We start from the raw sequence: 15,601 nt of genomic DNA, 5'->3' as shown, positions 1-15,601 counted from the left end.
CCCCACGCAGTCTCACAACGCCGTCCAACCGCCATCCACGGAAATCGTCGTGCCGGTGATTTGCGCTGCAGCGTCCGAGCACAAAAACACCGTTGTGCCTCCCAACTGCTCAACCGTGGCAAATTCTTTCGACGGTTGCCGCTCCAGCATGACGTTCTTGATCACGTCATCGCGACTCATGTCATATTCCTTCATCGTATTGGGAATTTGCGCCTCGACCAGCGGGGTCAACACGTAGCCCGGACAAATGGCATTGCAGGTAATCGGCTCTTGTGCCGTCTCCAGCGCCACGGACTTGGTCATACCCACTAAACCGTGCTTGGCTGCGATATAGGCCGCCTTGTAGGGCGACGCCGTCAAACCATGGGCAGAGGCGATGTTGACCACACGCCCCCACCCGGCCTTGCGCATCATCGGCAAAGCGGCGGCCGTAGTGTGAAAAGCCGAGTTCATGTTGATCGCAATGATCGCATCCCATTTGTCGACTGGGAACTGATCAATCGGCGCCACATGCTGAATACCCGCATTGTTGACCAGAATATCGCATACGCCCACGGTCTCGATCAGCGCCCGGCATTCGTCGCCTTTAGACATATCGGCCTTGACATAGCGTGCGTTTGTTCCCGTCTGATCCGAGATCTCGGCAGCCAGCGCGTGATCCTCGTCGCGGTCGGTGAACGAGTTCAACACCACATCCGCTCCGGCCTTCGCCAACTCGCGTGCGATACCCAATCCAATACCTGAATTTGACCCTGTGATAATTGCCGTCTTGCCCGAAAGGCTCATGGTCGCTCTCCCTCGAAAACCGAATTTCAGCCACAGTGCCATGCTGCACCTGCAAAGAAAACGGCGAATGACAAAAGCACGAAACAGCGCCAAAAATCTGCACAAAAAAAACGCCCGCACGAAGCGGGCGTTAAGTTATTGAGGCAGGTTTCATACAGGCAAGAAACCTATCGAGCAGTGCACCCTTTATAAGCAATTCCACGCCTCCGTCCAAGCTAAAAGTTTGAAAATAAGAAAAATCATCGGTACGATGAATCCCAACAAAATAAGGCCAGAGCAGGATTGTTTCCAAAATGCGCCCCAATATTCTCCGCCCCATTCGCCCTGTGATCACGGGAATCACCCTGGTTTTGAGCAGTGCTATCGCTAACGCAGAATCGGCTCATGGCATAGCTATGTATGGCGCGCCCGCACTACCACCGGATTTTGTGTCATTGCCTTACGCGAATCCCGACGCGCCAAAAGGCGGCAAAGTCGTTTTTGGAAATACCGGCGGCTATAACAGTTTGAACCCGTTTGTGCAAAAAGGCACCCCACCCTGGCAATTGCGATTTTGGACCCATGAAAGCCTCATGGGGCGATCCTGGGATGAGCCATTCTCGTTATACGGGTTGTTGGCCGAATCGGTTGAAACAGCACCAGACCGTTCTTGGGTCGAATTCACCCTGCGCGAAAACGCCCAATTTTCAGACGGAACTCCGGTGACTGTCGAAGATGTGATCTGGTCGTACGAGATTTTGGGCACCGAAGGCCACCTGCGATATCGCGGATTGTGGGGCAAGATCGACAGTATCGAACAGACTGGCCCGCGCTCGGTTCGGATCACCTTTAACGACCCCGACCGAGAGCTGGCGCTCATCGCCGGTCTGCGCCCGATCCTTCAAAAGGCACAGTGGGAGGGCAAGGATTTCGCAGACGCCACCCTGCATGACATCCCCGTCGGCACCGGCCCCTATGTGATCGATGACTATGAGGCCGGCCGCTATGTCACCCTGCGCCGGAACCCGGACTATTGGGGCGCGGACATCCCGTTCCGACGCGGAACCATGAACTTGGATGAGATGCGGATCGAATTCTACGGAGACGGCACGGTCCTGTTCGAGGCCTTCAAGGCCGGTGCTCTGACCGCCGTGCGCGAATTCAACGCCGACAAGTGGGACACGCAATACACCTTCCCCTCGATCCAGCGTGGCGACGTGATCAAAACTGAAATCCCGCATGGCAAACCTTCGGGAATGACAGGCTTTGTCATGAATACCCGCAAGGCCCCGTTCGATGATTGGCGTGTGCGCGAGGCGTTGACCCTTGCCTTCAACTTCGAATTCATCAACGACACGATCACGGGTGGCGCACAGCCCCGGATTACCTCGTATTTCTCGGGCTCGGATCTTGCCATGCAACCAGGCGAAGCATCGGGCCGAGTCGCTGAATTGCTGCAACCCTTTGCAGACACGTTGCCGCCTGGCGTGCTTGAGGGTTACAGCCTACCCGAAAGTGACGGATCAGCGCGTAACCGGTCCAATATCCGCAAAGCGACCGCTCTGCTGGCCGAGGCTGGTTGGACCATTCAGGACGGCGTGCTGCGCAATGCAGCGGGCGATGCCTTTACCCTCACCGTCCTTCTGCAACAGGGTGACACCGAAAGCGAAACGGCGATCGAGATTTACAGTCGCGCGCTGGAGCGTCTGGGTATTCAGGTCACGACCGAGATGGTCGACAGCGCCCAATATACGGGTCGCACTTCCGAGCTGGACTTCGACATGACCTTCTTCCGCCGGGCACTATCACTGTCTCCGGGCAACGAACAGCGGCTCTATTGGGGCAGCGAGAACGCCGACACGCCGGGGACGCGTAACCTGATGGGCGTTGCCTCGCCTGCGGTAGATGGGATGATCGACGCCATGCTTGCCTCGGAAAGCCGCGAGGATTTCGTGGCCGCGACCCGCGCCTTGGACCGGGTTCTGACCGCCGGGCGCTATGTCATCCCGATCTGGAATTTCGACGTTGGCCGCATCGCCCACGCGAAAGAGCTAAAATTCCCCGACACTCTGCCGATTTACGGGGACGGGCCGGAATACATGCCACAGGTCTGGTGGTTCGAAGAATAGCCCAAATGGGGCGCTTTCGCGCCCCATTCCGCCCTCCGAGCCAAGGTCTGATCTCGCCCGTCGCAGCCTGTCGGCGAAAATTGGCACATTCGGTTTTCTGACGACATAGAGTAGTCACTGTTTTCCCTACCACAAAATCTGCGGGTCCGCGAATTTTCGTCCAAAATCGGCGCAGTCTCAAAAAGAGCTTTACCGAATACATCTTTGCCGCTAGCCTTCGGCCTATACTTCGCTCTGTGTGATAAGATTTTTGCTTTTATTCTTGAACTTTAGCCAATTTCGTACCCCGCAGCGCGTCTGAGAAACGGACCTGCCTCCACTCACTCCAACCTTAGGTCCGACAGCCCGTTGCGGTGCGGCTGCAACGGGCATTTCCATTCCGAAAATACGCAAGCGCAAGGTGCGACATTTTGTCATGCACGGGGTCGCGCAGGGGCTTCGTAACCTGAATATAGGCCGGGCAGCCTTGAAACCTGGAAACCGGAAAGCTTGCACATGCTGAACTGGACTGACCTGACGCAAGACTGGGATGCGATGTACGCACGCGCCAAACGGCGGTTTCCGAACCTGCGCGATCAGGATAAGCCAAAGCTGGGCAAGGATCGCAAAGGGTTCGAAGCCTATCTGGCCGAGCGGCACCAACTGACCGTAAACGAAGCCCATGAAGAGCTAGAGGATTTTCTGTTCACAGAAGGTCTGAACCGTGAATTCAGCAGCACTTTACGTAAGTGACGTTACCCACAGGATCGTTGCGTCCTCATCGCTGACAGACACGACGTTGTGGCCCATGCTGCCGTCGTAATAGGCGCTATCACCGCGACGCATCTCAACCGGTTCATAGAATTCCGTATACAGCCGCACGACGCCGGTCAGGACATACAGGAACTCTTCACCATCATGGCGTACCCAGCCCTCGAACTCGTCCATCGAGCGGGCCCGTACGCGCGCACGGTAGGGCAGCATCTGTTTCTTGGTCAGTGTTTCCGCCAGCAACTCATGTTCGTAAGTCGCGGTCGCATGTGCCGCACCCTGACCCATCCGGGTGACAGACATCCGCCCGATCACCTGCTCGCGTTGCGGGGGCGTGAACAACTGCGGCACCGAGATCTCAAGCCCAACCGCCAGCTTCTTCAGCGCGTCATAGGTGGGCGACATCTGACCGTTTTCGATCTTGCTGAGCGTCGAACGCGCCAGCCCTGCCTGCGTGGCCGCCTGTTCCAGCGTCCAGTTGCGTGCTTTGCGCAATTCGCGGACACGGGCGCCCAGATCCAACGGCTCAAGCTCGGTATGGTCTCCGGATTCCCGCGCGATGCGGATCAGCGATGTCTGCTCTTGGGTGCTCATGCGTTTTTCTATAGGGCCAGCCCGTCCTGCTTGCAACGCGTCAGACGTCACGTTAGCCAAGGTCCATGTTGTCTGTCTTCGATCAAGGCCCGCCACCAGCTTGCCCCGTACCATTCAATTTGGCTGCGCATGTGTTGCGTCACGCGGATGATTTTGCGGAAAAGACCGCTTTGTCAGTGCTGGGTGCGCAGGGCGCGCAACATTGGACTTATGCCGCGTTGAAACGCGCCATACTGGGCACAGGCGCCGGCTTGCTGCAGGCGGGTCTGTTCCCGGGTGATATCGCGTTGATGCGGTTGGGAAACACGGTTGATTTTCCGATTGCGTATCTGGGCGCAATTGCGGTGGGGATTGTCCCCGTTCCAACCTCGTCTCAACTGACCGAACCTGAAACGGCGAAAATCATTCAGGATCTGAAACCAGCGGCTGTGCTGCGTGATCCATCGGTGGCCTGTGCTCCTCATCCGGTTCAAGTTTCCTTGTCCGACCTGACCATGATGCGCGACCTCGCACCCGCCACAGTCCAGATGGGCGACCCCGAGCGTTTGGCTTATGTCGTCTACACCTCGGGCACTTCGGGCAAACCCCGAGCTGTCGCCCATGCGCATAGGGCCATCTGGGCACGGCAAATGATGGTCGATGGCTGGTACGGGTTGCGCGAAGATGACCGTTTGTGCCACGCGGGCGCCTTCAACTGGACCTATACGCTGGGCACCGGGTTGATGGATCCCTGGACAATCGGTGCTACGGCGCTGATCCCAGAACCGGGCACCGATCTGACCGCCCTGCCCGGCTTGCTGCGCGACCACCAAGCCACGATCTTTGCCGCCGCTCCGGGGGTGTTCCGCAAGATCGTATCGTCCCCTGATTACCTGCACCTGCCCGATCTACGCCATGGATTGTGCGCCGGGGAAAAGCTGTCGCCTACGCTGCACCATGCCTGGATGCGCGCCACGGGAACCGAGCTGTTCGAAGCTTACGGTATGTCCGAATGTTCGACCTTCATCTCCTCCAGCCCTAACCATCCGGCACGGGGAGAGTCATTGGGACAACCGCAACCCGGTCGTCGCGTTGCGATTCTGGGGCCCGACGGCCCTGCACCGCGGGGTCAGGCAGGCACCATCGCCATCCACCGTTCGGACCCCGGCCTGATGCTGACCTATCTGAACGCCCCGGACGAGGCGCAGGCGCGAATGCAGGGCGACTGGTTTTTAACCGGAGATCAAGGGGCGATGGCCGTTGACGGCCAGATCACTTATCTGGGGCGCGACGATGACATGATGAACGCGGGCGGCTATCGGGTCTCACCGATTGAGGTCGAAGCGGTGCTGTCGCAATACCCAGGCATCGCGCAGGTCGGAGCGGCAGCGGTTGAGGTCAAACAGGACACTTTTCTGATCGCCGCTTTCTATACCGGGCCGGAAGAACTGGACGAGGCGGACTTGCGCACCTATGTGGAAGCAAATCTGGCGCGCTACAAGCAACCGCGCGCCTTTATCTATCTGCCCGAACTGCCGACCGGTGGGAACGGCAAACTCCTGCGCCGGGCGCTTCCGGCCTACTTCAAGGCGAGCCAACAATGACCCAGACCGTCAAGCTTGATATCATGTCCGACCCGATTTGCCCGTGGTGCTATATCGGCAAGACCCATCTGGACAAAGCGCTGGCCGCGATCCCCGACCACCCCTTCGTCATCGAATGGCACCCGTTTCAGCTGAACCCCGACATGCCTGATAACGGCATGGATCGTCGTGAATATCTGGAGCGTAAATTCGGCGGCAAAGAAGGCGCCGTGCGGGCCTATGCGCCGGTGGTCGAACATGCCGAGAATGCCGGGCTGAAGATCGACTTCGAAGGCATGAAGCGCACCCCAAATACGCTGGACGCGCACCGCCTGATCCATTGGGCCGGGATCGAGGGCAAGCAAACCGAGGCCGTGGACGCCCTGTTCGACGCCTATTTCGTCCAGGCGCGCGATATCGGAGACCATGAGGTTCTTGGCGATATTGCAGACAGCATCGGCATGGACGCCGCCGTAGTGTTGAAACTGTTGAAGTCAGACGCAGACCGTTCGGATATCAGCAACCGCGACAGCCACTCGCGCCAAATGGGCGTGAACTCGGTCCCGACCTTCATCGTGGCCAACCAGCACGCCGTTCCCGGTGCGCAGCCGCCCGAGATGTGGGAGCGCGTGATCGCGGACATCATGTCTCAACTTGAGGCCTCCCCTGCAAATTAGCACAGGTCTGTGTGCATTGGCATGACTGGCGCCCCCTGACCGCGCGTGATAGCGTGAACGGGTCAGGAGGGCACCATGGCCAGTCGCATGTCTCGCGGAGAGTTCGTCGCACTTGTCGCAATGATGTTTGCAACAATTGCGTTTTCCATCGATTCGATATTGCCTGCGCTGCCCGATATCGGCGCACAGCTTAGCCCCGATGACAACAACAAGGCGCAACTGATCCTGACATCCTTTGTGCTGGGTATGGGTATAGGCACCTTTTTCACCGGCCCGTTGTCGGACGCTTTCGGGCGCAAACCTGTAATCTATGTAGGCTCGGCCCTTTATATCCTTGCCGCTGCCGCCGCATGGGCAAGTTCTTCGCTGGAAATGCTGCTGCTGGCCCGCGTTCTGCAAGGTGTCGGCAGCGCCGCGCCGCGTGTGGTCGCCGTGGCCATAATCCGCGATCTCTATTCTGGGCGCGAGATGGCGCGGATCGTCTCCATCGCCATGATGATTTTCACGTTGGTCCCGGCCATTGCGCCCATGATGGGCGCCGGCGTGATCGCCCTGGCCGGTTGGCGCGCGGTCTTTGTCTCCTTCATGCTGTTTTCGCTGATCACCATCGTATGGATGGGCCTGCGTCTGCCCGAGTCGCTGACGCCCGAAAACCGCCGTCCCTTGCGCTTGCCGCTAATGCTGGATGCCGCCCGCGAGATGTTCAGCCACCCCACGGTGCGCCTGTCAATCATGGTGCAGACCCTGTGCCTTGGCATGCTGTTTACCATGTTGACCATGGTCCAGCAGGTCTATGACGAGATCCACAACAGCGCCCACAGCTTTCCCTTCTGGTTCGGCTTTGTGGCACTGATGTCGGGCTCGGCCAGTTTGCTGAATGCGACCCTTGTTGTGCGTCTGGGCATGCGGCGGTTGGTGACTTGGGGGCTGGGCGGTCAGATTCTGTTCACCTCATCCGTACTGCTGCTGAATTCGTTCGACCTGTCGGCCAACCTGTCCTTTGCGCTATTCGTCAGTTGGCAGACGGCCGTATTCTTCATGGCCGGAATGACCATGGGCAACCTCAACGCCATCGCGATGGAACCGATGGGCCATATCGCGGGCATGGCGGCTTCGGTGATCGGTTCGGTTTCAACCGTTCTGGCCGCGCTGATCGCTGGCCCAATCGGTCTGCTCTTTGACGGTTCGATCCTGCCTCTGGGCGCGGGTATACTGACCATGAGCACATTGGGTTTCGGCCTGATGCTGCATATGGGCCGGATCGAAAACAGACTACTCGTCTGACCTGTGCAGCTTGATTGAAACGCGCTAACCTCCGCTCGACCCGAGGGGAGACTGAAATGAGCGACTATTACGATCTGGGCCCATATTCCTGCCCGATCACTACGACTTCACCCGACGCGCAGCTTTGGTTCGATCGGGGGCTGAACTGGACCTACGGTTATAACCATGACGAGGCCGTCGCCTGTTTCCAGCGCGCTGCCGAGGCCGACCCGGACTGCGCCATGGCCTTTTGGGGTATCGCTTATGCGGCGGGTCCTAACTATAACCTTCCCTGGGATTTGCGAGATGACCGCGGGAAGAAAAAGTCGCTAGAGCAAGCCTATGACGCAGCGCAGCAGGCACTGGCTCTGGCCTCAATCTGCAACCCGGTCGAACAAGCGCTGATCAGCGCCCTACCCGCCCGCTATCCACAGCGCGAACCAATTCCCGACATGCACAGCTGGGACCATGACTTTGCCGAAGCCATGCGTGACGCCTTTGCCGCCCAGCCCGGTAATCTGGACCTGCGCACCATTTATGTCGAAGCGCTATTGAACCTCACACCTTGGAAAATGTGGGACCTGAAGACAGGCCTACCCGCCGCAGGTGCAGCAACGTTTGAGGCGCAAACCGCGCTGGAAGACGCCATGGCCGACGATCCCGCAGCCATGTCTCATCCCGGCCTGCTGCACCTTTACGTGCACCTGATGGAAATGTCGCCAACCCCGGAAAAAGCGCTCAAGGCTGGCGACGTGCTGCGCAGACTGGTTCCCGAGGCAGGACACCTGGTACACATGCCCACCCATATCGACGTTCTGTGCGGCCACTACCACAATGTCGTTCAGTGGAACCAGCAGGCTTCGGTCGCGGACCTGAAGTATTTCGAGCGCGAAGGCGCCTTCACGATCTATACGGGCTACCGGCTGCACAATTACCACTTCACAATTTATGGCGCGCTCTTTCTGGGTCAGATGGCACCGGCTCTGGCCGCAAATCAGGCAATTTGGGACACTACGCCGGAAGAGATGCTGCGGATCGAAAGCCCTCCGATGGCCGATTTCTTCGAAGCCTATCTGTCCATGAAACCTCACATCCTGATCCGCTTTGGTCGCTGGGCCGAGGCCAAAGCGCTAGACCTGCCGGATGACCCCGACCTCTACCGAACGCTCACGGCCACAACCCACTATGCCCGCGCACTCGCCCATGCTGCGACCGGAGAGGTTGCCGAAGCCGAAGCGGAAGAAACCCAGTTCCACGCCGCCAAAGCCCGCGTGCCCGAGGCCCGCCGCCTGCACAACAACCGGGTCATCGACCTACTGGAAATCGCCAGTGAAATGCTGCGGGGTGAGATCGAATACCGCAAAGAAAACTATGAAGCGGCATACGCGCATCTGCGGCGTTCGGTCGAACTGGATGATACGCTGCCTTACGACGAGCCATGGGGCTGGATGCAGCCCACCCGCCACGCGCTTGGGGCGCTTTTGTTCGAACAAGGTCACGTGACCGAGGCTGAAGCCGTATATCGGGAAGATCTGGGTCTGGGCGGAACGCTCAGCCGCGCCTCGATCCACCCGGACAATGTCTGGAGCCTCAAGGGCCTGCATGATTGCCTCAAGGCGCGGAATGAAACGCTCGAAATCCAACAGATCAAACAACGGCTTGACCTCGCTCTAGCTCGGGCCGACCGGGCGGTCGCAGCTTCGTGTTTCTGCGCCCAAGCCGCGATGCAAAGCTAAATCGCGCTAAAGCGCGATGCCTCCGGCGGGGATATTTTTAGCCAGATGAAGCTGGGATCCCCCGTTCATCTGGCCTTAAATATCCCGGGGGAGTCGCGCGACACGCGCCGGGGGCAGCGCCCCCTTCCACCGGTTTCAACTGGTTTTGGACTTCTTTTTCTGGGCGATGACTTTCTCGGCCAGATCACGGGCAATCGCAAACGCCCCCTTGATCTTGTCACCGTCATTCTTCCAGTCCCGCCGCACCACAATCTTGTTGTCTTTGACCTTAGCCATGCCACGTTGGTTTTGGATGAATTCGACCAGCCCTTGCGGAGACGCGAATTTGTCGTTGTGGAACTGAATGGTAGCACCCTTTGGGCCCCCATCCAGCTTGGCGATACCTGCGCGTTTGCACATGGCTTTGATGCGAACGACCAGCATCAAGGTGTTTACCTCTTTCGGCAATTTGCCGAACCGGTCGATCAGTTCGGCGGCGAAGCCTTCCAACTCGACCTTAGTCGACAGCGAGGACAAACGGCGATAAAGGCCCAGACGCACGTCTAGATCGGGTACGTAGTCGTCGGGGATCAGAACTGGCACACCCAGATTGATCTGTGGCGCCCATTGGTCGTCGGCATCCGACAGCCCTTCCATCTCGCCCGCTTTGATCTTGGCAATCGCCTCTTCCAGCATCGACTGATAAAGTTCGTAACCAACATCGCGCATCTGGCCGGACTGTTCCTCGCCCAGCAGATTGCCCGCGCCGCGAATGTCCAGGTCCTGAGAGGCCAAGGTGAACCCGGCGCCCAGCGTGTCTAGCGAGCCCAGAACCCGCAGACGTTTCTCGGCTGTAGCTGTCAGGCGGGCACGAGGCTTGGTGGTCAGGTAGGCGTAGGCGCGGGTTTTTGAACGTCCCACCCGGCCTCGGATTTGGTAGAGCTGCGCCAGGCCGAACATATCGGCGCGGTGTACGACCATCGTGTTCGCGGTAGGAATATCAAGCCCGCTTTCCACAATCGTCGTAGCCAGCAACACATCGTATTTGCCATCGTAAAAAGCGTTCATCCGATCATCAAGCTCACCTGCCGCCATCTGACCGTGGGCGACCACATAGGTCAGTTCCGGCAGTTGTTCCTTTAGGAACTCTTCGATCTCAGGCAAGTCCGAGATACGCGGTACCACGTAGAAACTCTGCCCACCGCGATAGTGTTCTCTCAGCAAGGCCTCGCGGATGGTGACCGCGTCGAACTCACTGACATAGGTGCGGATGGCCAGGCGGTCGATGGGCGGCGTGCCAATGATCGACAGGTCGCGCACGCCTGTGAGGGAAAGTTGCAATGTCCGTGGGATCGGCGTGGCGGTCAGGGTCAGGACGTGGATGTCGCTGCGCAGCTGTTTCAAGCGCTCTTTGTGGCCGACGCCGAAATGTTGCTCTTCGTCAATGATCAGCAGGCCCAGATTGTTGAACCGAATACCTTTGGCCAGCAATGCGTGAGTACCGATCACGATATCCACGGTGCCGCGTGCCAGCCCGTCGCGGGTTTGCTGCGCTTCTTTCGCTGAAACGAAACGAGAGAGTTGCCGCACTTCAAGCGGGAAACCCCGAAAGCGCTCTTTAAACGAGGCCGCGTGCTGTCGGGCCAGCAGCGTTGTCGGCGCGATCACCGCGACCTGAACGCCTGACATGGCGGCGACAAAGGCGGCGCGCATTGCGACCTCGGTCTTGCCGAAACCCACATCGCCACAGATCAGGCGATCCATCGGCGCGCCGGAATGCATGTCTTCCATCACCTCGGAAATCGCGCGCAGTTGGTCGTCTGTCTCTTGATAGGGAAAACGAGCGCTGAACTCTTCCCATGCGTGAGGCGGCGGATCCATCACAGGAGCCTTTCGCAATGCGCGTTCGGCTGCGATACGGATTAGCTTGTCCGCCATCTCGCGGATGCGCTCTTTCAGCTTGGCCTTTTTGGCCTGCCATGCGCCGCCGCCCAGACGATCCAGCAGACCTTCGTCATGGCCGTATTTCGACAGTAGTTCGATGTTTTCGACCGGCAGGTACAGCTTGGACTGTTCGGCGTATTCCAGCAGCAAGCACTCATGGGCAGCACCAGCGGCGGTGACGACCTCCATCCCCTGATAGCGGCCGATGCCGTGATCCACATGCACCACGAGATCACCGGGGGTCAGGGATTGAGTCTCAGTCAGGAAATTTTCGGCCTTGCGGCGCTTCTTTGGCTGGCGGATCAGGCGGTCGCCCAGCACGTCCTGTTCAGCGATAACGGTCAAGTCGGGGGTTTCAAACCCATGCTCCAGCGCCCAGACGGCCAGATGCAGGCCCCGTTTGCCGACGCGGGTGCCGTCGGTAACGGGGATCGCCTCGGCCAAACCTTCGTCTTCGATCAACCCGGTCAGACGTTCGCGCGCGCCTTCGGAATAGGAGGCGATCAGCACCGGGCCTTGGGCCATCTTGTCGGTGATGTGCGCGGCCAGAGCGCCAAACAGGCTGATGCTTTCCTGCTGCCGCTCAGGCGCAAAGTTACGCCCGATCCGCCCCCCCGCGTCGATCACACCCGGCCCACTGGCCTGTGGCAGCGGGCTGAATTGCAGCACCCGACGATCACCGACCGCTTGCTCCCATGCGGCATCATCCAGATAGAGCAATCCAGGCGGGGTCGGCTTATAAACCGTATCCATTCGGGACCGGTTTTCCAGCGCCAAACGTCGGGTCTCATACTGATCAGCAATCGTATCCCACCGCGCCAGACGCGCGGGTGTGACCTGATCATCTACGGTGATCGTTGCGTCGGGAAGGTAATCGAACAGCGTTTCCAGCTTTTCGTGAAAGAAGGGCAGCCAGTGTTCAATGCCCTGATGTTTGCGCCCTGCGCTGACCGCCTCGTACAGAGGGTCATCAGTGCCCGCCGCGCCGAACTCGATACGATAGTTCTGGCGGAAGCGCGTGATGGCGGCATCGTCCAGAATGACCTCGGACACCGGAGCCAATTCTACTACGTCCAGCTTTTCGGTGGTGCGCTGCGAGACGGGATCAAACCGGCGTGCGCCGTCCAGAACGTCTCCGAACAGGTCCAGACGCACGGGGCCGGATTCGCCCGGAGGGAAGATGTCGATGATGCCGCCGCGAATGGCATAGTCGCCGGGTTCCATCACCGTGGGGCTTTGGGTGAAGCCCATGCGCACAAGGAAATTGCGCAGCGCGGCCTCATCCACGCGGTGGTCCACACGAGCGGTAAAGGCCGCCTCGCGTAGAACTTCGCGGGCGGGCACCCGCTGGGTGGCCGCGTTCAACGAGGTCAGCAGCACGAACTGATCTGGCATCTGGTGCACTAACGCCGCCAGCGTCGCCACGCGCGCGGCGGCGATATCTGCGTTGGGCGAGACCCGGTCATAGGGCAGACAATCCCAGCCGGGAAACACAAAGACCGGCATATCCGGCGCAAAAAAGGCAAGGGCTGCTCGCATCGCCTCAAGCCGTTTGTCGTCGCGCGCCACATGACACACCGGCCCGCCGGACCGGGCGATCTCGTTCAGGACAAGCTGTGCGTCAAACCCTTCGGGGGCGCCGCCAACCGTGACATGGTTCGGAGCCTTCATCGCCTAACCTTTCCGAATTCTCTATCCCAGAACGCCGATGGAAAAGTTCTGATACATACCCCAAAGCGAGGTAATCAAGATCGAAATCATCCCCACGATCTGCGTGTAGATCCTGCACCGCGTGAGGGTTTTCGCCACAAAGGCCAATTCAGGTTCAACCCGGCTCAACTTGCGCGCGGCCGAGATATTGATGAGCGTTACCAACACCAGTGGAAACATCAGTAAAAACACCGCCTGCGCAAATTCCACGCCATAGACAAAGCCCAGCATGGCCAGCCCGGTGAAGAAAAAACAACTTAGCCCCAGCAGCGCAAGTCCCGACACCTCGACAATATAAAGCAGCCGATTGCGGTTGATCCGGACGATGTCAAGCAGATCCTGCTCGCTTTGCCCTCCGATCCGGCGGGCGCGCTGAACCAGATCAAACGGCACACCCATCGACCAATGGCTGGCGGTCGACCACAAAACGGCCAGCCCGATCCAATACCACAGGTTCGAAAAGCTGCGCATATCGATGATTTCGAAAATCGAAGAAAATAAGTCCACGCGTCAGCCCTTTAATTCACTGTCCTGAGGGACCCGCGTCGATCGTTACCCTTGAGACTACGCCGAATTCATGCCACCCAATGCACGAATATTCAAGGAGAGCGCGACATGAAACCGACCATCGCCCCTTATCCCCTGACGCGCTTTCGCCGGGCCCGCCAGTCTGAAGCCATCCGCGGGCTGGTGCGCGAGAACAGCCTGTCGACCGATGATCTGATCTGGCCGGTGTTTGTGCGCGATGGGGAAGGCGTGGAAGAACCCGTGCCTTCGATGCCCGGTGTCGTTCGCCGCTCGGTCGATATAATCGCAAAAGCCGCTGTTGAGGCTCAAGCATTGGGGATTCCGGCGATTTGCATCTTTCCCTATACCGACCCAAGCTTGAAAACCGAAGATTGCGCCGAGGCGTGGAACCCCGACAATCTGTCGAACCGGGCGATCCGGGCCATCAAGTCCGCCGCCCCCGATATCGCGGTTATGACGGACGTCGCGCTGGACCCTTACAACATCAACGGTCACGACGGATACGTCGTGGATGGCGAGATTGTGAACGATCAGACCGTCGAGGCACTGGTCAAAATGACGCTGGCGCAGGCCGAGGCCGGGGCTGATATCATCGGACCATCGGACATGATGGACGGACGCATCGGGGAAGTGCGCCGTGCTTTGGAAAACGCCGGGCATCACAACGTGATGATCCTCAGCTATGCCGCGAAATATGCCAGCGCTTTTTACGGGCCGTTCCGCGATGCGGTGGGCGCATCGGGTGCGCTGACCGGAGACAAGAAAACCTATCAAATGGATCCCGCCAACTCGAACGAGGCTTTGAGATTGATCGAGCGCGATCTGACCGAGGGCGCAGACATGGTGATGATCAAGCCCGGTTTGCCCTATCTGGATATCTGTCGCCGTGTGAAGGACGCCTTTGGCGCGCCAACCTATGCCTATCAGGTGTCAGGCGAATACGCGATGGTCCAGGCGGCGGCGCAAAACGGTTGGATCGACGGAGAAAAGGTGATGCTGGAAAGCCTGCTGGCCTTCAAGCGCGCGGGCTGTGACGGCATCCTGACCTATTTCGCGCCCACGGTCGCACGCCTCTTGCAAGGATAAAATTCCTGTGTGACGCGGTTTTTCGCCGATTGTGATGAGTGCGGCGGCAGCTTTCCCGTGACAGGACGCCGCAATCGGCGTAGTCTTGCACATAAGATCGGGATCACCCGGCAAATCAGGCAGTTATACAGAGAAAACATATGAGCAGTTCCAACCTTCCCCGACTGAACCGTCGTGGCTTTGCGCTTGGCATGGCCGGTCTGACCGTGACCGCCGCCTGTGGCAATGGCGTCGGCAATTCCAATGCGGCAACGATCGACGCTCGCGTCGATGCGACGTTGACCGAAATGTATGCGAGCTATCCCAACACTGTTGAGATCGCCAACAAGGCCAATGGTATGCTAGTCATGCCACTGATCACCGAAGCAGGTTTTGTCTTCGGCGGCGGTTTTGGGCGTGGCGCGCTGCGCATCAACGGGGCAACAGTAGACTACTACTCAGCCGTCAAAGGCACCGCCGGCTTACAGATCGGCGCCCAGCAGTATGCGCATGTTCTGTTCTTCATGACACAAGATGCGCTGAACGACTTCCGCCGCGCCAGCGGTTGGACCGCCGGAGCCGACATCGGCTACGTGGTCAGCGATCAGGGCGACAGCCTTTCGACAGACACGACGACACTGCGCTCGCCTGTTCTGGCGGCTGTGTTTGGTCAGGCAGGTCTGCAAATCGGGGCGACCGTCGAAGGCACAAAATACACGCGGATCATTCCGTGAAGCTGAAATGCCCCTCTTCGCTACGTGCCCCGTCATGGCCCAACGGTCGTGGCGGGGTTTTGCGTTTCTAAAGCAGAGTTAAACCTGCATATTTCGTGGCGTTCCTCTTTCGGTTGGTACAGCCTTCCTTTACTCTGCGGGCAAGGTTTGACGGAACGGATCATG

At 58.9% G+C, this 15,601-nt stretch carries 12 protein-coding genes; 8 read left to right on the top strand and 4 right to left on the bottom strand.

Features of this window, described 5'->3' with window-relative positions; all coding sequences use genetic code 11:
• Nucleotides 1–12: 12 nt before the first annotated feature.
• Nucleotides 13–786: a 3-hydroxybutyrate dehydrogenase gene (locus ACR0CA_RS01675; protein ID WP_170788668.1), complete on the bottom strand. Its 774-nt coding sequence runs from the start codon at nucleotides 784–786 to the stop codon at nucleotides 13–15.
• A gap of 293 nt (nucleotides 787–1,079) precedes the next feature.
• Between ACR0CA_RS01675 and ACR0CA_RS01670 the strand changes: the two genes are divergently transcribed.
• Entirely contained in the window at nucleotides 1,080–2,894 is a 1,815-nt protein-coding gene (locus ACR0CA_RS01670) for an extracellular solute-binding protein (protein ID WP_480857242.1), read from the top strand.
• A gap of 495 nt (nucleotides 2,895–3,389) precedes the next feature.
• Nucleotides 3,390–3,626, top strand: coding sequence for a hypothetical protein (locus ACR0CA_RS01665; RefSeq protein WP_170774290.1), 237 nt, complete (start codon nucleotides 3,390–3,392; stop codon nucleotides 3,624–3,626).
• Here the strand turns inward: ACR0CA_RS01665 and ACR0CA_RS01660 are convergent.
• Entirely contained in the window at nucleotides 3,615–4,238 is a 624-nt protein-coding gene (locus ACR0CA_RS01660) for a helix-turn-helix domain-containing protein (protein ID WP_170774292.1), read from the bottom strand. The genes ACR0CA_RS01665 and ACR0CA_RS01660 overlap by 12 nt on opposite strands.
• A gap of 65 nt (nucleotides 4,239–4,303) precedes the next feature.
• On the opposite strand from ACR0CA_RS01660, the gene ACR0CA_RS01655 reads away from it, so the two are divergent.
• The 4 genes from ACR0CA_RS01655 (at nucleotide 4,304) to ACR0CA_RS01640 (ending at nucleotide 9,476) form a co-directional block, all read left to right on the top strand.
• The gene (locus tag ACR0CA_RS01655; RefSeq protein WP_480897263.1) at nucleotides 4,304–5,821 is read left to right on the top strand and encodes a class I adenylate-forming enzyme family protein; all 1,518 of its coding nucleotides are present in this window, start codon (nucleotides 4,304–4,306) and stop codon (nucleotides 5,819–5,821) included.
• Nucleotides 5,818–6,477, top strand: coding sequence for a DsbA family oxidoreductase (locus ACR0CA_RS01650; protein WP_170774296.1), 660 nt, complete (start codon nucleotides 5,818–5,820; stop codon nucleotides 6,475–6,477). The genes ACR0CA_RS01655 and ACR0CA_RS01650 overlap by 4 nt, the downstream gene beginning before the upstream one ends.
• A 75-nt stretch (nucleotides 6,478–6,552) precedes the next feature.
• Complete coding sequence (locus ACR0CA_RS01645; protein WP_480897262.1) at nucleotides 6,553–7,761, top strand: multidrug effflux MFS transporter; 1,209 nt, start codon at nucleotides 6,553–6,555, stop codon at nucleotides 7,759–7,761.
• Between the two features lie 56 nt (nucleotides 7,762–7,817).
• A complete protein-coding gene (locus ACR0CA_RS01640) occupies nucleotides 7,818–9,476 on the top strand; it encodes a hypothetical protein (RefSeq protein WP_480897261.1) in 1,659 nt (552 codons plus the stop codon).
• Nucleotides 9,477–9,611: 135 nt separating this feature from the next.
• Here the strand turns inward: ACR0CA_RS01640 and mfd are convergent, their stop codons facing one another.
• Nucleotides 9,612–13,070: a transcription-repair coupling factor gene (gene mfd / locus ACR0CA_RS01635; RefSeq protein WP_480897260.1), complete on the bottom strand. Its 3,459-nt coding sequence runs from the start codon at nucleotides 13,068–13,070 to the stop codon at nucleotides 9,612–9,614.
• Between the two features lie 21 nt (nucleotides 13,071–13,091).
• The gene (locus ACR0CA_RS01630; protein ID WP_170774303.1) at nucleotides 13,092–13,616 is read right to left on the bottom strand and encodes a component of SufBCD complex; all 525 of its coding nucleotides are present in this window, start codon (nucleotides 13,614–13,616) and stop codon (nucleotides 13,092–13,094) included.
• A gap of 108 nt (nucleotides 13,617–13,724) precedes the next feature.
• On the opposite strand from ACR0CA_RS01630, the gene hemB reads away from it, so the two are divergent.
• Both hemB and ACR0CA_RS01620 read left to right on the top strand, forming a co-directional pair.
• Nucleotides 13,725–14,723, top strand: a complete 999-nt coding sequence (hemB, locus tag ACR0CA_RS01625; RefSeq protein WP_480897259.1) for a porphobilinogen synthase — start codon at nucleotides 13,725–13,727, stop codon at nucleotides 14,721–14,723.
• Nucleotides 14,724–14,863: 140 nt separating this feature from the next.
• Nucleotides 14,864–15,436: a lipid-binding SYLF domain-containing protein gene (locus tag ACR0CA_RS01620; protein WP_170774306.1), complete on the top strand. Its 573-nt coding sequence runs from the start codon at nucleotides 14,864–14,866 to the stop codon at nucleotides 15,434–15,436.
• The last annotated feature ends 165 nt before the right edge of the window (nucleotides 15,437–15,601 follow it).

This window comes from Ruegeria sp. F12 (assembly GCF_056533885.1).
This window is presented reverse-complemented; position numbering and strand designations above follow the sequence as displayed.